At 69.0% G+C, this 21,442-nt stretch carries 17 protein-coding genes; 7 read left to right on the top strand and 10 right to left on the bottom strand.

From position 1 onward, the window contains the following. Positions 1-7 precede the first annotated feature (7 nt). The 9 genes from VLK61_RS19395 to VLK61_RS19355 form a co-directional block, all read right to left on the bottom strand. Complete coding sequence (locus VLK61_RS19395) at positions 8-2,377, bottom strand: response regulator (RefSeq protein ID WP_325423266.1); 2,370 nt, start codon at positions 2,375-2,377, stop codon at positions 8-10. A 1-nt stretch (position 2,378) separates the two neighbouring features. Next, positions 2,379-3,497 (bottom strand): ABC transporter substrate-binding protein, encoded by a 1,119-nt coding sequence (locus VLK61_RS19390; RefSeq protein ID WP_325423265.1) that lies wholly within the window; start codon positions 3,495-3,497, stop codon positions 2,379-2,381. A 169-nt stretch (positions 3,498-3,666) separates the two neighbouring features. Next, the gene (locus VLK61_RS19385; RefSeq protein ID WP_325423264.1) at positions 3,667-4,308 is read right to left on the bottom strand and encodes a hypothetical protein; all 642 of its coding nucleotides are present in this window, start codon (positions 4,306-4,308) and stop codon (positions 3,667-3,669) included. 111 nt (positions 4,309-4,419) lie between these two features. Further along, positions 4,420-6,831 carry an efflux RND transporter permease subunit gene (locus VLK61_RS19380; protein ID WP_325423263.1) on the bottom strand — a complete coding sequence of 804 codons (2,412 nt, stop codon included), beginning with the start codon at positions 6,829-6,831 and terminating at the stop codon, positions 4,420-4,422. Then, positions 6,828-7,970, bottom strand: coding sequence for a WD40/YVTN/BNR-like repeat-containing protein (locus VLK61_RS19375; RefSeq protein ID WP_325423262.1), 1,143 nt, complete (start codon positions 7,968-7,970; stop codon positions 6,828-6,830). Before VLK61_RS19375 ends, VLK61_RS19380 begins: the two co-directional genes overlap by 4 nt. A 60-nt stretch (positions 7,971-8,030) precedes the next feature. Continuing rightward, a complete protein-coding gene (locus VLK61_RS19370; RefSeq protein WP_325423261.1) occupies positions 8,031-9,389 on the bottom strand; it encodes a DUF1329 domain-containing protein in 1,359 nt (452 codons plus the stop codon). 31 nt (positions 9,390-9,420) lie between these two features. After that, positions 9,421-11,052: a DUF1302 domain-containing protein gene (locus VLK61_RS19365; protein WP_325423260.1), complete on the bottom strand. Its 1,632-nt coding sequence runs from the start codon at positions 11,050-11,052 to the stop codon at positions 9,421-9,423. Between the two features lie 35 nt (positions 11,053-11,087). Beyond that, the gene (locus tag VLK61_RS19360; RefSeq protein WP_325423259.1) at positions 11,088-12,617 is read right to left on the bottom strand and encodes a class I adenylate-forming enzyme family protein; all 1,530 of its coding nucleotides are present in this window, start codon (positions 12,615-12,617) and stop codon (positions 11,088-11,090) included. Between the two features lie 5 nt (positions 12,618-12,622). Beyond that, entirely contained in the window at positions 12,623-13,858 is a 1,236-nt protein-coding gene (locus VLK61_RS19355; protein WP_325423258.1) for a thiolase family protein, read from the bottom strand. Positions 13,859-14,003: 145 nt separating this feature from the next. On the opposite strand from VLK61_RS19355, the gene VLK61_RS19350 reads away from it, so the two are divergent. From VLK61_RS19350 to VLK61_RS19325, 6 genes are all read left to right on the top strand, one after another. Next, positions 14,004-14,546: a nuclear transport factor 2 family protein gene (locus tag VLK61_RS19350; protein ID WP_325423257.1), complete on the top strand. Its 543-nt coding sequence runs from the start codon at positions 14,004-14,006 to the stop codon at positions 14,544-14,546. 5 nt (positions 14,547-14,551) lie between these two features. Beyond that, positions 14,552-15,001, top strand: coding sequence for a nuclear transport factor 2 family protein (locus VLK61_RS19345; protein ID WP_325423256.1), 450 nt, complete (start codon positions 14,552-14,554; stop codon positions 14,999-15,001). Between the two features lie 93 nt (positions 15,002-15,094). Next, positions 15,095-16,033 carry an SDR family oxidoreductase gene (locus VLK61_RS19340; protein ID WP_325423255.1) on the top strand — a complete coding sequence of 313 codons (939 nt, stop codon included), beginning with the start codon at positions 15,095-15,097 and terminating at the stop codon, positions 16,031-16,033. Then, on the top strand, positions 16,030-16,788 hold the full coding sequence (locus tag VLK61_RS19335) for an SDR family NAD(P)-dependent oxidoreductase (RefSeq protein ID WP_325423254.1): 759 nt from the start codon (positions 16,030-16,032) through the stop codon (positions 16,786-16,788). Before VLK61_RS19340 ends, VLK61_RS19335 begins: the two co-directional genes overlap by 4 nt. Before the next feature lie 77 nt (positions 16,789-16,865). Then, a complete protein-coding gene (locus tag VLK61_RS19330) occupies positions 16,866-17,975 on the top strand; it encodes a CaiB/BaiF CoA transferase family protein (RefSeq protein ID WP_325423253.1) in 1,110 nt (369 codons plus the stop codon). Continuing rightward, positions 17,972-18,460: a PaaI family thioesterase gene (locus VLK61_RS19325; protein WP_325423252.1), complete on the top strand. Its 489-nt coding sequence runs from the start codon at positions 17,972-17,974 to the stop codon at positions 18,458-18,460. Before VLK61_RS19330 ends, VLK61_RS19325 begins: the two co-directional genes overlap by 4 nt. 81 nt (positions 18,461-18,541) lie before the next feature. Here VLK61_RS19325 and VLK61_RS19320 read toward each other — a convergent pair whose 3' ends face one another. Then, positions 18,542-20,212 carry a vanadium-dependent haloperoxidase gene (locus tag VLK61_RS19320; RefSeq protein ID WP_325423251.1) on the bottom strand — a complete coding sequence of 557 codons (1,671 nt, stop codon included), beginning with the start codon at positions 20,210-20,212 and terminating at the stop codon, positions 18,542-18,544. On the opposite strand from VLK61_RS19320, the gene VLK61_RS19315 reads away from it, so the two are divergent. Continuing rightward, entirely contained in the window at positions 20,180-21,307 is a 1,128-nt protein-coding gene (locus VLK61_RS19315) for a sensor histidine kinase (protein ID WP_325423250.1), read from the top strand. The genes VLK61_RS19320 and VLK61_RS19315 overlap by 33 nt on opposite strands. Positions 21,308-21,442: the final 135 nt, after the last annotated feature.

Genomic DNA, 21,442 nt, shown 5'->3' with positions numbered 1-21,442 from the left:
GGGGGCCTCAAGGCCGGGACGCCGCAGGCGGCACCCAGCGGGCCAGCGTGGCCAGCATCTCGGCGAAGCGGATCGGCTTGGCGATGTGGTCGTTCATGCCGGCCGCCAGCGCTTGCTCGCGGTCGCCGACCATCGCGTTGGCGGTCATCGCGATGACCGGCAGGTCCTGCAGCTGTGGCCGCAGTCGCAGCGCGCGTGTCGCTTCGTAGCCGTCCAGCACCGGCATCTGGCAGTCCATCAGCACGGCGTCGAATGACTGCGTTTCCAGCATGTCCAGCGCTTCCTGGCCGTTGCAGGCGATGCTGGTCTCGATGCCGGAGCGCTTCAGAACGTCCAGCGCCAGTTCGCGGTTGATGGCGTTGTCCTCGACCAGCAGCACGCGCGCGCCGCTCAGGCTGGCCTGGTGGCCGAGCCGGGCCTCATCGCGCCGCTCGCTGCGCGTGGGTTCGTGCAGCGCCAGGCCCAGCGCGGTGCCGCAGGCGTCGAACAATGTCGACGGCGTGATCGGCTTGGTCAGCAAGGCAGCGATGCTGAGCTGCCGCTCGGCCAGGCGCTGCAAGGCCTCGTCGCGCGAGAAGGCCGTGAGCATCAGCACGGTGGGCGTCGGGTGGCGCCGATGTTCATGCTGGCTCACCAGCCGTGCGCACTCCACGCCGTCCATGCCGGGCATCTTCCAGTCCAGCAGCACCAGGCCGTAGGGCTTGTCGCCGGCGTCGGCCCGTTCCACCAGGCGCAGTGCTTCCGTGCCGTCGGCGGCGGTATCGGTGACCAGGCCGAGTGCGGCGGCCATGCCGGCCAGCACTTCACGGGCGCTGGCGTTGTCGTCGACGATCAGCGCACGGGTGCCGCGCAGGCGCTCATGGCGCAGCGCGCGCGGCTGCGCGGCCGGCCCGGTCTGCAGGTTGAAGCGCAGGCTGAAGTGGAAGCGGCTGCCTTGCCCCGGCGTGCTGTCGACGGCGAGCTCGCCGCCCATCAGGTGCACCAGTTGCCGGCTGATCGCCAGGCCCAAGCCGGTGCCGCCGTGGCGGCGGCTGGTCGACGCGTCGGCCTGCGAGAACGGCTGGAACAGGCGCTGTTGCTGCTCGGCGCTCATGCCGATGCCGGTGTCGCGCAGCTCGAAGCGCAGCTGCACCCACGGACCATGGCGATCGACCACGCTGACGGCCACGGTGACCTCGCCGCGTTCGGTGAACTTGACGGCGTTGTTGCCCAGGTTCAGCAGCACCTGGCGCAGGCGCAAGGGGTCGCCCAGCAGGGCCGTCGGCAACTGCGGCGGCAGCGCGAACAGCAGTTCCAGGCCTTTGTCCTCGGCGTTCATGCCGACCAGGTTGGCCAGCTCGTCCATCACGTTGCCCAGGTCGAAGGGGATGACCTCCATGTCCAGCTTGCCGGCTTCGATCTTCGAGAAGTCGAGGATGTCGTTGATGATGCCCAGCAGCGATTCGGCGGACCGGTGCACCTTCTGCACGTAGTTCTGCTGCTGCCCGTTCAGCCCGCTTTGCAGCGCCAGCTGCGACATGCCGAGGATGGCGTTCATCGGCGTGCGGATCTCGTGGCTCATGTTCGCCAGGAACTCGCTCTTCGCGTGGTTCGCGATCTCGGCCTTTTCCATCGCGTCGACGAGTTGCGTGGTGCGCTCGCGCACCGCCTCTTCCAGGTGATCACGATGGCGGTGCAAGTCGTCGGCCGAATCGCGCAGCCGCTGCGCCATCACGTTGACGCGCGTGGCCAGCCGACCCAGTTCGTCGCCGGATTCGACCGTGCAGCGGGCATCCAGATCACCCTCGGCGATGCGGTCGACCGTGGCCTCCAGGCGCTGGATGGGTGCGCTGACCAGGCGCCGCAGCAGCACGAAGGTGGCGGCATACAGCACCACGACGATGGCGCCCACCACCCCCAGAATGGCGCGGCGGGCGGTGGCAACAGCCTGCTCGACGACGGCGCGCGTCAGCACCACGCGCACTTCGCCGATCTTCTGCGGCTGCGATGCGCCGGGCGTTGCGTACTCGATCGGCTGCACGCGCACGATCGGGTTGACCAGCTCCGCCGCTTGCGGCTTGGTCACCTCGGACACCGTGCCGTAGCCGACCGCGGTGATCTTGAACTGCGCCACCTCGGGGTTGGGCGCCAGTGCGGCGAGCTGGCTGTCGATCGCCGCACGATCGACGTTCCACAACGGGTAGGCCACCGAGCGGCTGAACAGGTCGGCAATGCGTCCGGCACGGCCCTCCAGTTCGCGGAAGCGGCGTTCGCGCTCGTACTCGATCAGCACGTAGGCCGAACCGGCCGCCACCAGCGCCACCAGGGTGGCCAGCGCCCAGACCAGCTTGGTCTGCAGCCGGGTCGCCCGCGGCATCAGGCGCATGGCCAAAGGCATGTCATGTCTTGCGCAGCAGGGGCGCCAGGGTGAACTCGTAGCGCCCGGCCCTGGGTCGGCGGACCTTCGAATAGACGCTGAAGTCCAGCGCTCCGTCCCGCTTGTAGACGGCCTGGTCGTAGTGCGCCGCCGTGTCGCGGTTGACGACCTGCATGTAATCGAGCTTCATCGACGGACCGCCATGCGCGGCGAAGTCCAGGCCGTGGTGGTAGTCGTGCAGCAGCACCATGGCCCAGGCGGCAATGAAGAAATGGCTGCCGACGCTGGCCGCCAGGCCGCCTTCGGCGATGCTGGCCAGCGCGCTCGGCCAGGCCCCGGTGCCGCCGACCAGCACGGGCGCGCCGCGGGCCTTCACTGCGCGCATCGCGCCGAGCGCCATCGAATCATTGGCCGCCCAGATGATGTTGGTCTGCGGGTAGCGCGACAGCAGCACCTTGGCCTTGCTCTCGGCGTCGACATCGCCCCAGTCGCCGAAGGCCAGCTGCAGGATCTGGCCCCGCTTGGCGTGTGCGACGAAGTCGCTGACGCCTTGCGCGCGCTCCATCGACACCGGCGTGGCGCGGTCGCCGGTGATGCCGATCACCTGCGGCTCGCGGTCGCCGAGTTGTCGATACAGCTCTTCCATCAGGCGGTATTCGGCGCGCGCCTCGTCGGTGGTCACGGTGCCGATCCAGTGGCGCATCTGCTCGCGCTCGTTGCCGATCTCGCGCCGTTGCTCCGCCGTCAGGTCGTTGTGGATCAGCAGCACCTTGACGGTCGTGCGTTCGAACAAGCGCAGCATCTGCGGTGCGGCCAGCTTCTCGTTGACGATCACCAGGTAGTCCGGCAGCACGCTGCGCTGTGCCACGCTTTCGGCCTGGCGCAGCATCAGCAGGTGGTCGCGCTCGGCGTACAGCACCTCGAGCTGCAGGCCGAAGGTCTGGGCCGAGGCCGCCATGAAGCGCGCGGCCATGTGCCAGTGCGGCCCCTTGCCGCGTTCGACCGGTTCACCGGGGTTCAGGAAGACCACGCGGGGCGGCGTGGCGGGCGGCGTGACCGGCGGCGGCACAGGCTGCGGCGCGGCGCGTCCGGCCGCGCCCAACAGGCCGGCGCCGGCAAACAGGGCAGTTCGACGATCCATGGCGCGATCTTCGCGGCTTGAGGCCGCCGAGGCGGCGGGCGGGTTCAGTGCATTGAACCACGCCCGCAGGCGCTTCACAACGCGGGTCGGCAGCCCATGTGCGGCCATCGCGGCCGGCCACCTGGAGGCTGTTGTTCGCCCGGCCGCCCCGTTGCTGATCCGCCGAAAATCAGGTCAGGCTGACCTCGGCCATCTTGAAGAACGGCGTGCTGCGCGCGCCCTTCACCAGGTTGACGCAATAGACCGTCCAGGTGTTGCCGTCGCCATGTTTGTCGACGGCAAACACCCAGCTCGGCACCATGCCCATCGCCTCGTAGCTGCATTCGTAGCGCGGCCGCGCGCCGTTGTGGAACACCTGCAGGTACTGGATGGCGCGCGCGTGTTGTGTGCCGATGGTGTTGGCCCGGTTCATCGCCCCCTGATTGCTGTTGTCGTTCGAGTGCAGCATCACCGGGCGGCCCGAATTCGGGTCCTTGGCGATCAGGAACGAGCAACCGGAAAAGGGTCCGCTGAACACCACGCGCGCGCCGTCGTCGAGTTCGATTCCGGTGCAGCAGTTCTGGCCCCATTGCAGGAAACGCAGCGGCGTCTTGACGCCCGCATTCGCTTCCTTCGACAGGGTGATGGTGCCCTTGTCGCTGTTGAGCTGCCCCACGAAGTCCAAGGGGTTGAAGCGCAGCAAACAATTGGCAAACACCGAGATCGGCATGGCATTGAAGTTCGTGCTGCCCATCGAAGGTGCCGCCTTCTTGAACACACTTGCCAGCGTATTCAGGGTGTCGAAGTTGATTCCGCTGTTGAGGTTGGGCATGTCGGACTGCATTCGTTCGAGGGACGGGGCAGTATAGAGTTGCAGGCCCGGACGCTGCAGCCATCGGAGTCCCGCACGGCGCTTGCTGCAGGCCTATGGCATCCTGGCCGCTCAGGTCGCCTGCGGCGTCATGGCGGGCTGCTGCACCTCAAGCGGCTGGCTGGGCTTGAGCAGAAACGCCGCCAGCGCCGGCAGCAGCACCAGCGCGCCGATCATGTTGAACAGGAAGCAGAAGGCCAGCAGGATGCCCATGTCGGCCTGGAACTTGATGGGCGAGCCGGCCCAGGTGGCCACGCCCACGGCCAGCGTCAGGCCGGTCAGCAGCACCACGCGGCCGGTGAACTGCAGCGCCTGGCGGTAGGCCGCGGACAAGGTCTGGCCGGCGCGCAGGTGGACCAGCACGATGCTCATCACGTAGAGCGCGTAGTCCACGCCGATGCCCACGCCGAGCGCGATCACCGGCAGCGTGGCCACCTTGACGCCGATGCCCAAACCCACCATCAGCGCTTCGGCCAGCACCGAGGTCAGCACCAGCGGCAGCACCGCGCAGACCACCGCGCGCCAGGAGCGGAAGGCCAGCAGGCACAGCACGACGACAGCGGCGTAGACCCACAGCAGCATCTCGCGGTTGGCTTCGCGCACGACGATGTTGGTGGCGGCCTCGATGCCGGCGTTGCCGGCCGCCAGCTGGAACTGCTGCTCGGCCGTGTCGTGCCGCGCGGCAAAGGCTTGCACCGCTTGCACCACGCCGTCCAGCGTCTGCGCCTTGTGGTCGGTCAGGAAGATGCGCAGCATCGACAGGCTGCAGGGCTGGTTGACCAGCGTGCGCGGCGCGAACTTGACCAGTGTGTTGATGACCGCCTGGTTCGGCACCAGCGCGGTCCACTTGGGGTTGCCCTCGGTCAGCTGGCTGGTCAGCACGCGGGTGATGAAGGCGAAGGAGTCGGTGGCCGCTACGCCGGGCAGTTGCCGCAATTGCCATTCGAGTGTGTCCACCTTTTGCAGCAGTGCGTAGTCCATGCACCGGCCTTCGGGTGAAGTGACCATCACGATGAACACGTCGCTGGCGTTGCCGTAGTGCGCGGTGACGTAGGCGTTGTCGCGGTTGTAGCGGGAGTCGGTGCGCAACTCGGGCGCGCCGGGGTCGAGGTCGCCGATCTGCAGCCCGCGGCTGACCCACCAGCCACCTAGGCCGAGCAGCAGCGCGACGGCGATCGTCGCGGCGGCCACCGGCCGTTCGGTGAAGCGGTCCAGCAGGGTCCACAGCCCCGCGCGCTGCTGGCCTTCTTCGTCGCGCAGCGAGCGCGCCGCGGCCCGCGCACTGACGCCGGTGTAGGACAGCAGGATCGGCAGCAGGATCAGGTTGGTGAAGACCAGGAAGGCCACGCCGATGCTGGCGGTCAGCGCCAGCTGCTGGATCACCGTGATCTTGATCAGCAGCAGCACCGCAAAGCCCACCGCATCGCACACCAGCGCCAGCAGGCCGGCCATGAACAGGCGGCGGAAGGTGAAGCGCGCGGCCACCAGCGGGTGCGTGCCGCGGCCGATGTCCTGCATCACGCCGTTCATCTTCTGCGCACCATGGCTCATGCCGATGGCAAACACCAGGAAGGGCACCAGCACGGTGTAGGGGTCCAGCTCGAAGCCCAGCAGCGGCAGCGCGCCCAGCAGCCACAGCACCGCCACCAGCGAGCACAGCATCACGATGGCGGTGCTGCGCACGCAGCGCGTGTACCAGAACACCATCGCGGTGGCGATGGCGATGGCCCCGGCAAAAAAGGCCAGCACCTGCGCCACGCCGTCGATCAGGTCGCCCACCACCTTGGCGAAACCGATGACGTGGATCTTGACCAGGGGACTCTCGTACTTGGCGCGCACCGCCTCGACCTTGCGCGAGAACTCGGCATAGTCCAGCGGCTTGCCGGTCTCGGTGTCGAAGTCCAGCAGCGGCACCATCAGCATGCTGGAGCGGAAGTCGGGCGCGACGATGCGGCCGATCTCACCCGAACGTTCGATGTTCAGCCGCAGCCGCGCCAGTTGTTCGGGCGAGCCGTTGTACTTCGAGTCGATGACCTGGCCTTCGTCGATGCCGACCTCGGTGATGCCGACCCAGCGCATCGTCGGCGTCCATAGCGACATCATCGACGGCCGATCGACGCCGCCGATCAGGTAGACCTCGTCGCTGATCTTGCGCAGTTGTTCCAGATAGGCGGCATCGAGGATGCTGCCCTGCGTGTGCTCGACGACGATGCGCAGCACGTTGCCCTGGCCGGCCAGGTCGACGCGGTGGGTCTTGTAGTGGCCGATGAAGGCGTGCGCGTTGGGAATCATGCGCTCGAAGCTGGCGTTGAGCTTCAGTCGTGGCAGTTGCCAGCCCAGGGCCAGCGTCAGCAGCGCGCACAGCAGCACGACGAGGCCTCGGTGGTTGAACAGCAGGCGTTCCAGGCGGCTGCCCGAAGCGGTGTCGAAGTCGTTCAGCGAGGCCACGACCTCGGGGGCCGTGGCCGGCATGGGGGGATTCATCGGGAAGCTCCGGATGCGGCGGCCACGGTGGGCTGCAGCGCGGCACGCGGCACAGTGACGATGCCGGCCACGCTGCTGGCCACCAGGCTGCCGTCAGGGGCCTCGACCAGGCCGGTCAGCGGCGCGCCCCAGGCAAAAGGCACACGTTGGAAATTCAGGCCACCGTCGGCGCTGACGAAGAGACCGCCGCCCTGGTCGAACAGCGCGATGCGGCCGTCGCGCAAGCGCAGCGAACCATTGATCGAAGCGCCGGTGGCCTGCGGGCCCAGGTTCGCGCGCTGCCAAGTGCTGCCCGCATCGGCCGTGACGAAGGCATGGCCGCGCAGGCCGTGCACCAGCACTTGGCGGTCGCTGCTGGCCAGCACGCCGAACAGGCTGCCGTCGTAAGGGGCCTTCAGTGCGCTGAAGTGGCCATCGGCCTTGCCTGATAGGTCTTCGCGCAGCACCAGGCCTTGTTCACCGACCGCCCAGCCGCTGCCGCCGGCGCGCGCCAGGCCATACAGGTGCATGCTGTTCGGGTTGTCGAAGCGGCCGCTGTCGAAGCGCCAGCTGCGCCCGCCGTCGCGGCTGTGCACGGCCAGATTGAAGGCGCCGACGATGCTGATGTCCGGCCCATCGACCCACAGGTCCAGCAGCGGCTTGTCCGGGCCGTCGTCGACCAGGCGCTGCGCCTCGTCAAGCTTGCCCTGGCCGGCCTGGGCTTGCGCCATCGCCAAAGCGGCAATGGCCTGGCCATCGAGCACGCGGGTCCAGTGCTCGCCGGCGTCTTCGCTGCGCAGCACCACGCCGAGGTGGCCGATGGCATAGCCCACCCGGGCATCGGCGAAGCGCACCGCCGTCAGCGTGGCGGAGACCGGCACTTTGGCGGCATTGCGCCAAATCTTGCCCTGGTCGTCCGACAAGGTGATGACGCCTTGTTCACCCACCGCCACCAGCCGTTCACCGGCGCGCGCCAGGCCCAACAGCAATGCGCGCTGCGGCGCCACCGCGGGTGCTGCTGCGGCTTGCAGCACAGCGGCCGTGCCGCTCAACGGTGGTGCGGGACTGGCGGTCCCAGCTGCCCATCCGGTCAGCATCAGTGCCAGGACACCGGCGCTGGCCAGCCCGATGGCGCGTGGGCGCAGGCTCCAGCTGCTCATTTCGGTTGCTCCACGAAGGGCTGGTTGTGGCCGCCAGCCGCCGCCAGAACGCGCTTCACTTCAGCGCACGCCTTGGCGTTCCAAGGACTGCGTCGTGTAGAAGTCCGCCGCCTGGGCCTTGAAGTTCATGCCGCCGGGAGCCCGGTTCATCATGTTCTGAACGTTGTAGGCCTTGGACTGCACGTTGTAGACGATGTGCTGGAAGTTGGCCATCGTCGGCACTTCGGGGTAGACCCAGGTCAGGATGTTGATGTTCTTCCAGAACTGGCCCTTGGCGTCCCACTGGTCAGTGCTGACGATGTTCCAGCTGTCCTCGTCGATGTAGAAGCGGCGCTTGGGCACGGTGTGGCGGGCGCCGGCCTTCAGCGTGGCGTCCACCACCCAGACGCGGTGCAGCTCGAAGCGCACGTGGTCGGGGTTGACGAAGTTCGGCCCCATCAGCTTGTCGAGGTCGTCGACCAGGTTGATGTTGTTGTTGTTGTAGGGCACGAACATCTCCTTCTTGCCCACCAGCTTCCAGTCGTAGCGGTCGGTCGCGCCGTTGAAGCCGTAGTTGTCGTCGAAGTTCGTGTTGCCCGAGGTGATGTTGAACGGCACGTCGTATTGCACGTTAGGAATCTTGCGCAACCGGCGCTGGCCGGTGAAGTAGGTCCAGCCCTGGGTTTCCTGGCCGATCGGGTCGGCCGGGCCGAGGATCAGCGTCTTCTCGCCGGCGGAGTAGGCCGGCGCTGTCACTTCGACGATCACCGCTCCGCGCAGCTTGCCCTCCCAGCCGTCCTGGCGCGCGGTGCCCTCGTAGTAGTAGGGGTAGGCCTCGGTGACGATGTTGGCGGTGGCCAGCGAACGCTTGCCGGCGGCCGAGACGAACCATGTCTCGGCATTGATCTGCCGGTCGGCGCCGCGCCAGGTCCACAGGTTGTTGAACATCGCCTCCAGCCCGGTCTTGGGGATGGGGAAGGGCACCGCACCCTTGTGGCCGACCACCGCCTCGTTGCTGATCTTGGCGTTGCTGGCGTTGAAGATGCAGTTGTCGGCGACGAACTTCGGCGTTGCGAACGTGCGGTGCGTCGGGTAGACGTCGATGCGGAAGCCGGGATAGTTTTTCAGCAGGTAGAGGTGGCCGTCGCTGAGCCGCGCGGCGTTGGCCTCGGCGTTGTCGGCCTTCAGCTGCAGCACCGGCTTCTCGTCGGTGAACAGCGCCGGCGGCAGGCCGGGGCGGGGGGCTTTCATCGCTCCGCTCAGGCCGCCGGTGTAGGCGGGGATGCTGCCATCCTTGTTGGCGCCTTTCTCGGCGCCGCAGGCGGTCAGCGTGCTGCCCAGTTGTTTGGCTTCGTCGGCGGTGACGGCGGCGCGCGAGGGCAGGCTCAGGGCGGCGGCCGCGCAGGCGGCCAGCAGGGTCAGGGAAGTGGGGTGCTTCATGATCGTGTCTCCAGGGATGCGGTGCGGCGCGTCAGAACGAATAGTTGAGGTTGAGCGCGATGAAGTCGCGGTCGCCGAAGGCGTTGTCCTGGTCCCTGCCGAGCTGGCGCGTGTACTGCAGCGCGCCCTTGATGCTGTTGGCATAGGTGAACTTCAGCGCCAGCGCCAGGCTGCCGCCGCGTGCCGAGCCGCCGGTGCTGGCCACGGCCGGGGTCTTGGCGTTGAAGTTGTACATGAGGGTCAGCGGCAGCGAGAGGTCGATGTCGGCCAGCGCCTGGTACCACGTGGGCTCGAAGGACAAGCCCATCTTGAGCTCGGTCTTCGAGGTCTCGGTGTTGCGCGCCGCGGCGTTGCGGGTGGTCTTCAGCAGTGTGTTGCCGCCGATTTCACCGACCAGCGAAGCAGCGTCGAAGCCCGGCAAACGAGGCAGCTGCCAGATCGTCGAGGCCTGGAAGTGCAGCGAGCGGCCGACCGCGTACACCGGGTTGTCGACAGCATCCAGCGGCACGCCCGGAAAGGCCACCAGCGCGCTCGCCAGGCTGGTCAGCGGCGTGTTGTTGCGGATCGAGACTTCGCCGGCCACGCTGGCATCGCCGACGTGGCTGGAGGTGGACACGCCGTAGACGTCGATCTTCTGCGGGTACACGAAGAAGTAGTTCGTCGGCATCATGAACGGCGGCACCGGAATCGGGTTCAGCTGCAGGATGACCTGCGGCGTCTTGTCGGTGTAGCGCAGGTAGTAGAAGCCGTAGTCGCTGCCGCTTTGCTGGTCACGGTATTTGGCTGCTATGCCGTACTGGCCTTTGCGCTCGGGCGGCTGTTGCGTGCCTTGCAGCGGCACGCCGAAGCCGGGCGCCAACATCAGGCGTTCGGCGCCGTCGAAGATCAGGTCGGCCGGGCTGAAGAAGGTGCCCGAAGGCGGCAGCCGCGTCGGCCGGAACTCCAGCTGGTAGTAGCCGGCCAGGTCCCACTTCGGCGTCAGCGCGAAGGAGGCCGAGAGCTGGTTCACCGGCATCAGGAAGTCCTTGGTCTGGATGCCCGGCACCGTCAGCACTTTGTTGACATCGGTGGGCGCCTGGCCGGCGGCGATGCCGTTGCCCGGCAGCATCAGGCTTTCGCCCCACATCAGCGTGTGGCGGCCCAGGCGGAACGACAGGTTGTGGCCGCCGATGTCGACGCCGCTGTGCACGAAGGCGTCGTAGAACTCGGCATTCGCGCCGGCCCACTTGCGGGCATAGGCGGTGAACTCGGTGTTGCTCACCGAACTTGCGTTGTAGCTCAGCGGATCGATGGCCGCGTGTGATCGGCGATAGACATGGTCATACCAGGCGGCGGCGCTGATGCGCAGGCCGGAGCTGGCCTTGTCCTTGAAGGTCAGGTCGAATTCCGACAGCAGGTCCAGCCGGTTGGTGACGATGTCGCGCTTGTCCGGGAAGGCCGCATCGCCGTCGTTGGTGTTGAGGTTGGCGGTGTAGAAGCTCGAAGGCTTGGTGGTGCGGGCGCCCAGCGTGTACTTGATCGAGTTGTCCCAGCGCAGGCTCAGGTCGTCGGTATTGATCAGCTCGGCGGCCCCTGCGGGCTGGGCCAGTGCCGCGACTGCGGCCAGCGCCAGGGCGTGGCGCAGCGGTGTGCACCGGGTGTTGCGAAGGGGCAGGTAGCTCATGGTGTCTCCATCGGTGTCGGTATCGTTGTCGGTCGTCAGACGCGCCGGGCCTGGCCGTCCCAGAAGTGCTCGCGCACCGTGCGCTTGAGCAGCTTGCCCACCGGCGAGCGCGGCAGCTGCGCCCAGGCTTCGAAACTTTTGGGCACCTGGTGGCTGGCCAGGCGCTCGCGGCACAGCGTGCGCAGCGCGGCTTCGTCGAAGCCACAGCCGGGCTTGAGTTCGACGACGGCCTTGACCGCCTCGCCCCACAGCGCATCGGGCACGCCGACCACCGCGCAGTCCTGCACGGCCGGGTGGCTCAAGAGCACACGTTCGACTTCGCTGGGGAAGACGTTGAAGCCGCCGCTGACGATCACGTCGCGCAGGCGGTCGACCAGGAACAGCCAGCCTTGTGCGTCGAGCTGGCCGATGTCACCGGTGTGGTGCCAGCCGTGGGCCGAGACGCGGGCGGTCTCTTCCGCGTTGTTCAGGTAGCCCTTCATCACCGAGGCACCGCGCACGACGACTTCACCACGCTCGCCGTGCGGCAGCAGTCGGCCTTGTTCGTCCATGATCGCGACGCGGAAGAATGGCCCGGCGCGGCCGCAGCTGGCCAGGCGCGTAAGGTCGCCGCTGGCGACGACCTCGGCATGGTCCGTGGGCGTGAAGGCGGTGACGTTGAGGCCGGTCTCGGTCTGGCCGAAAGCGGTGGTCATGACAGGGCCGAAGACTTCGCAGGCCTCGCGCACCCGCTCTGGCGCCATCGGCGCCGAGGCGTAGTTGAGGTAACGCAGCGAGCTGAAGTCGTGCGCGCGCACGTCCGGGTGGGCCAGCAGCTTGTAGATCGCGGTGGGCGGCAGGAACAGGTGGGTGACGCGGTAGGTTTCGATGGCCTGCATCACCTGCAGCGCATCGAAGCCGGGCAGCAGCACATGGGTGGCGCCCAGCGGCAGCATGGCCAGGGCCGATCCGCCTGCCGCATGCGTCATCGGCGCGGCCACCAGGTGGATCGGGTGCGGGTGCGGCTGCAGCGCCAGCGTGCCGGCGATCATCGCTTCCCAGCCGGCGCTGCTCATCATCACGCCTTTGGGCCGGCCGGTGGTGCCGCCCGAGCTGAACAGGGTGGCCAGTTCGTCGGGCGTGCCGGGTTCGTCTTCGTCGAAGGTGGCTTGCGTCGGAAGCCAGCGTTCAAAGTGCTCGTCCAATGCCACGCGCTGGCGCAGGCCCGGGCAGCGGCTGGCCAGCGTGTCGACCTGCGGCGCCACGTCGGGGCCGTAGAACAGCAGCTCGGTGCCGGTCTCGACGAGCGTGTGCACCGTGTCGTCGAGGTGGTTGCGCGTGCTCACCGGCACCCACACCGCACCGGCGCGCAGTGCGCCGATCACGCATTCGAAGGCCGCCGCCGAGTTGGCCGAGTAGATCGCCACCCGCGCGCCGCGCGCCAGGCCGTCGCGCCGCAGCGCCGCGGCAATGCGGTGGGACTGCAGCTGCACCTCGCGATACGTGCGCGAACCGGCGGCGTCGACCAGGAAGGCGCGCTCGGGCCAGCGCTCGGCCGCTTTGTCGAAGTGCTCGATGAGCCGCATGGCGTCTACTTGCCCAGCACCGTGACGCAGCAGATCGCGTCTTCGACACCGATGAAGCCGCCGCCATTGCTGGCCACGCCGATGCGGGCATGGGCCACCTGGCGCGCGCCGGCCTCGCCACGCAGCTGCAGCACCAGTTCATGGATCTGCGCCAGCCCGGTGGCGGCCACAGGATGGCCGCGTGACTGCAGGCCGCCGGAGACATTGACGGGGATGCGCCCGCCCAGCGTGGTCTCGCCGCGCTCGGCCGCTGCGGCACCGTCGCCGAAGGGCACCAGGCCCAGGTATTCGGTGTGCGCGATCTCGGCAAAAGCGCTGGCGTCGTGCACCTCGGCCACCGACACGTCGGCCGCTGTGATGCCGGCGCGTTCGTAGGCGGCCAGTGCGGCCAGGCGCACGGCGGCGTTGGCGCTGTCGTCCAGCTTGCGGCCGCTGCCGCCGCGGGTCACCGAGGCCAGCACCTTCACCGGCCGCGCCGTGGCCAGGCGCTCCAGCGCGGCGCGTGAACAGACGATGGCGGCTGCCGCGCCGTCGCTGATCGGCGAGCACATCGGCAGCGTCAGCGGCCACGAGATGACGCGTGCGGCCAGGATCTGATCGATGCTCATCGCGTTCTGGAACTGCGCCAGCGGGTTCATCGTCGAGTGGCCGTGGTTCTTGCTGGACACCGCGGCGATCTGGCGCCATGTGCTGCCGTGCTTGGCCATGTGCAGCCGCGCATTGATGGCGTAGGCGTCCATGAAGATGCTGCGCATGGCCGGGTCGATCAGCACCTCGGGCGGAATCGGCGTGGCCTCGGCCTGCGGCATGTGCGCGTCGACGAAGGCCTGCACCGCCGCCACATCCTCGGGCTGGTTGAAGGCGGCGAAGCGGCGTGCAGCGTCCTTGGTGTTGAGCTTCTCGGCGCCCACGGCCAGCGCGATGTCGCACTGGCCGGAGCCCACCTGCGTGACCGCCAGGTTCAGCGCCACCGCCGAGCCGCTGCAGGCGTCTTCCACGTTGACCATGGGCACACCGTCGAAACCCAGCGGACGCAGTGCGTGCTGTGCCTTCACGCCCATCTGGCCTTCGATCGCGGCCTGCGCGGTGTTGGCGTAGAAGATGGCCTGCACGTCGTTCGTGGCCAGGCCGGCATCGGCCAGCGCCGTCTGCACCGCGCTGCGCGCCAGCTCGGCGCAGGACTTGTCGAGGTGGCGGGTGAAGGCAGTCATGCCCACACCGACGACAAACACTTCTCTCATGGAGGCTCCAGGGGGTTCTTCGAGGCTGTGTCGAAGTATTCGCAGCCGCCCGGTCCGGCGCTGTCCTCTGCAACATCGACAGGGTTCTCCCGTGTCCTCCCCGCACAGGACGGCAGCCGCGCAGGCCGGCCGCTAAGGTGCCGTCATGCCTGTCACCCCACCCCCCGAGACCTTGGCCATGAGCATCTCCGCCGGGCTGTCGCCCGAAGACCGATTCGCCATCAAGGACCTGCTGGCCCGCTACGGCTGGGCGCTGGACACCGGCGACACCGAGGCCTTCGTCGCCTGCTTCGCGCCCGACGGCGTGATGGTCGAAGAGGTGTTCGAGGACCCCGATGTCTGGCGGGGCCGCGACGGCATCCGCCGCCTCGCCGAGCACTACCGCAGCATCCCCAACTTCCCCGGCCGCCAGCACTATTGTGATAACACGCTACTGGCGCGTCAGCCAGGCGGCGCGGTGCACGCCCGCTCGTTCGCCATGGTCACCGAATGCCAGGGCGAGCCGCCCTACCCGCTGCGCTTTTGCGGCTACTACGACGACGAGCTGGTGCAGCTGGACGGCCGCTGGTGCTTTTCCCGCCGCACCGTGCGGCTGTGGGACGGCGCCGTGCTCGAGCGCTTCCCGGGCCGCGGCGCCTACGTGCCGCGGCAGCGTCCGCCCGAGTTCCAGCTGGTGAACAAGTCGTGAAACCGATGAGCGCAGCCGATCGTTTCGCGATCGAGGACTTGTTCGCGGTGTTCCACTGGGCGCTGGACACCGGCGATGTCGAAGGCTTTGCCGACTGCTTCGTCGATGGCGGCCGCATGCGGCTGCAGAGCCAGCGCGGCGAGCTGCGCTACCGGGGCCGCGACGAGCTGATCGCGATGGCCGAAACGCTGCGCGCCTGGGACCGTTTTCCGGGCTGCCAGCACTTTGCCGGTCAGCTGCTGATCGAGCTGGACGACGACGGCCAGGCCGGCCGCGCACGTTCGTTCTGCCTGGTGGCGGAAAGCCGCGGCGAGGCGCCGTATGCGCTGCGCTTTGCCGGCCGCAGCGACGACCGGCTGCGCCGCCGCAACGGCCGCTGGTTGTTCGAAGAGCGCCAGGTGCGCCTGTGGCAGGGCGAATCGATGGTCAATCACCTGCTGCTCGTGGACGACTGACCCGCGGCGCCCCGGCGATCCCCGCCTTGTCGGCACCCCCCATCCGTGCCACCGTGCTGCGCTGAACCCTCATCCGACCCAGGAGCCCCCGCCATGTCCATCGTCATCACCGGCGCCTCCGGCCAGTTCGGCCGGCGCGCGGTCGAACAGCTGCTGCAGCGTGTGCCTGCGCCTAAGCTGGTGCTGGTCACGCGCCGCCCCGAAGCGCTGGCCGAATTTGCCGCCCAAGGCGCGCAGGTGCGGCGAGGCGACTTCAGCGACCCAGCAACGCTGGGCCCGGCCTTCGCCGGCGCGCAGCGCCTGCTGCTGATCAGCACTGACGCGGTGGGCGGCAAGCGCCTGCTGCAGCACCGTGCCGCCATCGACGCGGCGCGTGCGGCCGGTGTGCAGCATGTGGTCTACACCTCTTTCGTCGGCGCGCTGCCGGGCAACCCGGCGATCAGCGCGATCGAGCATGTGGCCACCGAGCAGATGCTGCGCGACAGCGGCATGGCCTGGACCATGCTGCGGGACAGCCAGTACAGCGAGGCGATGGCGCTGTTTGCAGCGCCCGGCGCGCTGATGTCCGGCCAGTGGCTGGCCAGCGCCGGTGAAGGCCGCATCGGCCTGGTCTCGCGCGAGGACTGCATCGCCTGCGCGGTGGCGGTGATGGCCGCGCCGCCGGGCAGCGGCCATGAGAACCAGGTCTACGACATCACCGGCCCCGAGCTGCTGAGCTACCGCGATTGCGCCGCGCTGGCGGCCGAGATCGGTGGCCGCCCTGTCGCCTACACGGTGTGCAGCGACGAGGACAAGCTGGCCTTCTTCGATGCACTGGGCGTGCCGCGCCGCATCGTCGCCGACGAGCCCATCAGCGGCCCGATCCCCTGGCCCAGCGAGGAGATGGTGAGCTTCGAGCGCGCCATCCGCGAAGGCCATTTCGCGATCCTCAGCGATGCCGTGATGAAGCTCACCGGCCGCCCACCGCGGTCGCTGCGCCAGGTGTTCGAACAGCATGCCGCGGCCATCCGCGCGGCACTGGCGCCGCAATGAAGCTCGCGCGACGACTGGCGCTGGTCACCGGCGGCGCCTCCGGTCTCGGCGAAGCCACCGTGCAGTGGTTGCTGGCTATGGACGCCTTCGTGGCCGTCATCGACAAGGACGCGACGCGGCTGCAGGCGATGCAAGGCCTGGCACCGGAGCGGCTGGCGACGGCGGCCATCGATGTGTCGGACGAAGTCGCCGTCGCCAGCTTCCTGGACGCATCGATCGCGCGCTTCGGCGAACTGCGTCTGTGCGTCAATGCGGCCGGCGTCGGCGGCCTGGGTGCCACGGCAACGCCCGAGGGGCCGCTGCCCATGGCCGAGCTGCGGCGCATCTTCGAGGTCAACCTCTTCGGCACCTTCAACGTGGCCCGGCTGGCGGCGGCCCGCATGCTGCACAACCGCCCCGAAGGCGAGGCCGATGAACGTGGCCTGATCGTCAACGTCAGCTCGATTTCGGCTTTCCAACCGCTGGAAGGTGCGGCAGCCTACTGCGCGAGCAAGGCGGCAGTGGCCGCGCTCACCCGCCCGATGGCCTATGACCTGGCCCGCCACGGCGTGCGGGTGAATGCGGTGGCGCCCGGCATCTTCGAGACGCCGATGCTCGCTTCCTTGCCGCCCGACGTGAAGCGGGACTTGGCGGCCAACGTCCCGTTTCCACAGCGCTGCGGCAAGCCCGCCGAGTTCGCCGCCGCCGTCGCCACGCTGGTCGACAACCCGTACTTCAATGGCACGGTGCTGCGCCTCGATGGGGCGGCGCGATGACGGCGTCGCCTGATGCGCCACGCACCAACGGCCCACGGGATAGCGCGAGTACCACGCTTCGTGGTCCGTTGTCGGGCGTGCGGGTGCTCGAATTCCGCGCCATCGGCCCCGCACCCTTTGCCAGCATGCTGCTGGCCGACCTGGGCGCCGAAATCCTGCAGGTGGCGCCACCCGAGCGCCGCGCCGCCGAGCTGGCGGCGCCGGCCAAAGCCGAGGACCCGCTGTGGCGCGGCCGCAGCCACCTGGCACTGGACCTGAAGGCTCCGGCCGCGCGCGACGCGTTGCTGGCGCTGCTGCCACACGTGGACGTGCTGATAGAAGGTTATCGACCCGGCGCGATGGAGCGCCTGGGCCTGGGCCCGGACGACTGCCTGGCGCACAACCCGGCACTGGTCTACGGCCGCATGACCGGCTGGGGCCAGAGCGGCCCGCTTGCCGACTTGCCCAGCCACGATCCGAACTGCCTGGCCATCACCGGCGCCTTGCATGCGATGGGCCATGCCGACCGCCCACCGCTGCCGCCGCTGAACCTGGTGGCCGACCTCGGCGGCGGTGCGCTGTACCTGGTGATGGGCGTGCTGGCGGCGCTGCTGCATGCACGAAGCAGCGGCCAGGGCCAGGTGGTCGATGCGGCGATGGTCGACGGTGTTGCCTCGCTGATGGGCATGGTCTACGCGATGCGCGCGCAAGGCCAGTGGCAGGATGAGCGCGGCGTCAACTTCCTCGATGGCAGCTGCCCCTTCGGCACCAGCTACGAAACGGCTGACTGCCAATACATGCTGGTGTGCGCCGTCGAGCCGCCGTTCTACGCCCGGCTGATCGAAGGCCTGGGCCTGGACGCTGCCGAACTGCCGGCGCAGTACGAGCGCAGCCGCTGGCCCGAACTGCGCGAACGCTTCGCAGCGGTCTTCAAGACCCGCAGCCGCGACGAATGGACCGCAGCGCTGGAGATGCTGGGCGCCTGCGTCTCGCCGGTGCTCAGCCTGGCCGAAGCGCCGCTGCACCCGCACAACCGCGCACGCGGCGTCTTCGTCGGTGATGGGCACCCGGTGCCGGCGGCGGCGCCGCGGCTGTCGGCCACACCAGCCGGCCATGCGCCGGCCACGCTGGGCGCGCCGCACGACCTGCTGCGCCGCTGGGGCGTGGCGGATCCTGCGCTGCAAGCCTTGCCGGCGGCATCCCCATGAACCCCGGCATCAACCCCGACCACGCGCTGCTGCTCGACTTCCTGCGCGCGCCACCCGGTGCGCCCTGGCCGGTGCACACCAATGCACTGGCACAGGAACTCGGCACCACGCTGATCGCCGCCGATGCCGAAGCCGGCACGCTGAGCCTGTGCTTCACGCCCGATGCCCGCTTCGTGCAGGGCAACGGGGCCGTGCAGGGCGGCATCGTCACGGCGATGCTGGACTTCGCCGCCGCCTTCGTCGTGCTGATGAAGCTGCCGCCGGAACGCGCCGCGGTGACCGCCGCGCTCGACGTGCAGTTCCTGCGCGCGGCACGCGCCGGCCGTTTTGTCGCCCACGCGCGCATCAAGCGCTTGGGCGCGACGCTGGCCTTTGCCGCGGCCGAGTTGCGCGGTGCCGATGAAGACCAGGCCTGCGCCAGCGCCAGCGCGGTGCTGCCGCTGACCCATCCGCGGCCGCAGCCGCGCAGGGACTCCGCAGGCTGAGGGACCGTGAGTGCAGCGCCGGCGCATGCGACTGCAAGACGACGGTGCCCCGGCATGCACAAGGGGTGACCGGGCTCATCGTCAGCGCTGCAACACCAGGGTCTGGTCGACGGCCCATTCGCCAATCTGTCGCCCGTGCTTCAGCCCCTTGTCGACCGCGTCGCGGAAGTGGAAGCCCACGTAGATCCTGGACTCGCCGTTCTCGTCGGCCGCCTGGTCGAAGCCGTTGAAGCTGCGCCGGACCGCATTGCCATCGTTGCAGTTGCTGCCCGCCGGCAAGCTCAGGCTGCAGGCGCTGAAGGCGATGTTGTTGCGGCCGAACACGCGCTTCATGACCTGGGCCGCCGCGGCGCCCTCGACAGCATGCGCTGACTCGTAGTCGGGAATCGGCGGCGTGGGCCGCAACGACATCCAGGCCGCGTCGGCCGTGGTGCCGGGGTTGCCGTCGTCCGCGGCCGCGCGGATGGCCGTCACCGGCCGCCAGAAGCGGTAGTGGAACTTGGTGGCGAAGCTCGCGATGTAGCCGTCGGCCAGCGCGATGTTCAGCAAGCCGAACAGGCGCGCGTTTTGCCACGGATCCAGGTTCTGCGTCGCGCTCACGCCGCGGGCAATGCGGTTCCACGCCAGTGGCGAGCTCTCTACCCAGAACAGCGCGATCTCGGTCTGCTCGGCACTGCGTGCGCTCGGCGCGCTCACGCCGTCGCTGCCGAGCCGGCGCACTTCTTCGACGTCCGCGGCGTACTTGCGGCAGCCGTCGGCGTTGTTCAGAGGCTTGCCGCCGCAATCGACCGCCAGGGGCGGCCCGGGACGGAACTGTTCCGCGCTGCGCAGTGCGAACGGGCTCACCTGTCCCCACCCCGCGGCGAAGGCAATCGGCGGCGAGCCCGGCGTGAAGCGCCACTCGCCGGGTGCGGTGCCCTGCGGAAAGTTCGGATCGACGAGCGGCGTATCCGAACCGTCGTTGGCACGGCGCGCGATGATCGCGGCGGCGGCCGCCTGGCCGAGGGCGATGCCCTGCGACTTGGCCGTCCCGTCGGCGATCGCGGCGAGCGCACTGGCGTAGTCGGCCTCGGCGCGCGCGATGCCGCCGCTGGCGCACTGTGGCGGGAAGGGCGCGCCGATGAGCCCGATCTGGCTCACCAGCACATCCCGCGCGGCGGCGGCCACCGCGGCCTCTGGCGAGGTGCCGGCGGGGGCCACCGCGTCGTAGGCATAGGGATCCGAACGGCGCTGGATGGCGTTGAGCGCGTCGTGCACCGCGAGGTGCAGCATGGCGTACAGGCGCGACTCGTGCAGCGGATCATCGCTGGGCGCGATGCAGGCGGCCAGCGCCGCGGCGCCGGCGTTGGCGTTCCAGTCGGTGACGGCGTCTGCGTGAACCGAGCCGGGTGCGGCGCACAGGCTCAGCACGCCGAGGGAGATCGAAGACAGTGCCTGTTTCACTTTCAACTCCTCGCGCCGCGACCGGCGGCGCTGGGTGCAAGCTTCGGCGCATGCCGATGGACCGGCGAGCACTTCAGCGACGGGTGCTGCAAAGCGGGGTGCGGGAGCGGTCGGAGACCCCCGGCGCCGCTGGGCCGCGTTGCGTCGCGATGAGCGGGCAGGGTCGGTTTCGTCGGCCGCTTCGACCACTTCGCACCCCGACTTGACCCTTCCGTCGTCGCGCGGCCCGCCGTACGATGCGCCCGGGGGGAAGATCGCACCAGGATCCGTCCGACCATGAGCGCAGCAATCGAACAGGGCTATTGGCAACGCGTGCGCGCCGGCCTGAACTGGCCCGCCTTCGGCACGGTCATCCTGCTCGCCTGGCTCGTCTCCACACAAGTCCTGTTCCAGCCCCACCTGTTCGACATGTGGGAGTTGCCCGACATCGCCCAAGGCTGGGTCAACTACTTCGGCGAGGTGTCGGTCATCGGCATGCTGATGTGGCTGTCGGTGGCGGCCGCCGAGCAATGTCGGCTCAGCAAGGCTCTGGCGCGCGGTGCACTGCTCGCCACGGCCATCGTCGCGCCGGTGCTGCTGGCAGTCTGGCTGATCACCTGGCAGTACTCGGGCCAGTGGTGGCCGGCCGCGCCCCTGGCGGTGCTCGGCGAGACCCTGAAGTACTCGATGCTCGGCGCCTTCGTCTACGCGGCACGCGCGCTGCAGCACCACGCCCAGCGTGCCAACGCGCAGGCCTTGGCGGTCGACGCCGCGCGGCGCGAGCTCGAGCGCGAAGCGTCCGAGGCGCAGCTGCAGCTGCTGCAAGCGCAGATCGAGCCGCACTTCCTCTTCAACACGCTGGCCAACGTGCGGCGGCTGTATCGCAAGCACCCTGCCGCCGGCGCGCAGACCATCGACAACCTGATGACCTACCTGCGTGCCGCGCTGCCGCAGGTGCGGCGCGCCGAGTCGACGCTGGGTGAAGAGTTCGATCTGGCGCAGGCCTATCTGCAGCTCTTTCAGGTGCGCATGGGGCCGCGTTTGCGCTTCACCCTGGATCTGCCGCCTGCATTGCGCGGCCTGCGCTTTCCACCCATGGTGCTGGTGACGCTGGCCGAGAACGCGATCAAGCACGGCTTGGCACCGGCCGACCTGGGCGGCACGGTGCAGCTCAGCGCTCGACGGATCGGCGGGACGCTCGAGGTCAGCGTCGCCGACGATGGGGTGGGCTTCGGCGCCGACACCGGCGGCCACGGCGTGGGGCTGGTGAACATTCGCCGCCAGCTGTCCGCGCGCTTCGGCGAGCAATCGTCGCTGTCTCTGGAGCAGCGTGAAAGCGGCGGTGTGATCGCGCGGCTGACGCTGCCGTGCGGCGACGCGCCGCGAGATGCGCTGTCCCGCGCGGCGGATGCACTGCGGGCATGAGGATGCCGGTCATGGCGCCTATGCCGAGGCGGGTCCTGCCGCCCGAGCCTGCCGCACGGCCGGTGCCGGCATCGGGCTGGCGAATCCAGTTCGCGATCGTGTCCGGACTGCAGTTGGCGCACCTGCTGTTCGAGT

Origin of the sequence: Aquabacterium sp., assembly GCF_035476535.1 — a bacterium.
Lineage (GTDB): Bacteria > Pseudomonadota > Gammaproteobacteria > Burkholderiales > Burkholderiaceae_C > Pseudaquabacterium.
This window is presented reverse-complemented; position numbering and strand designations above follow the sequence as displayed.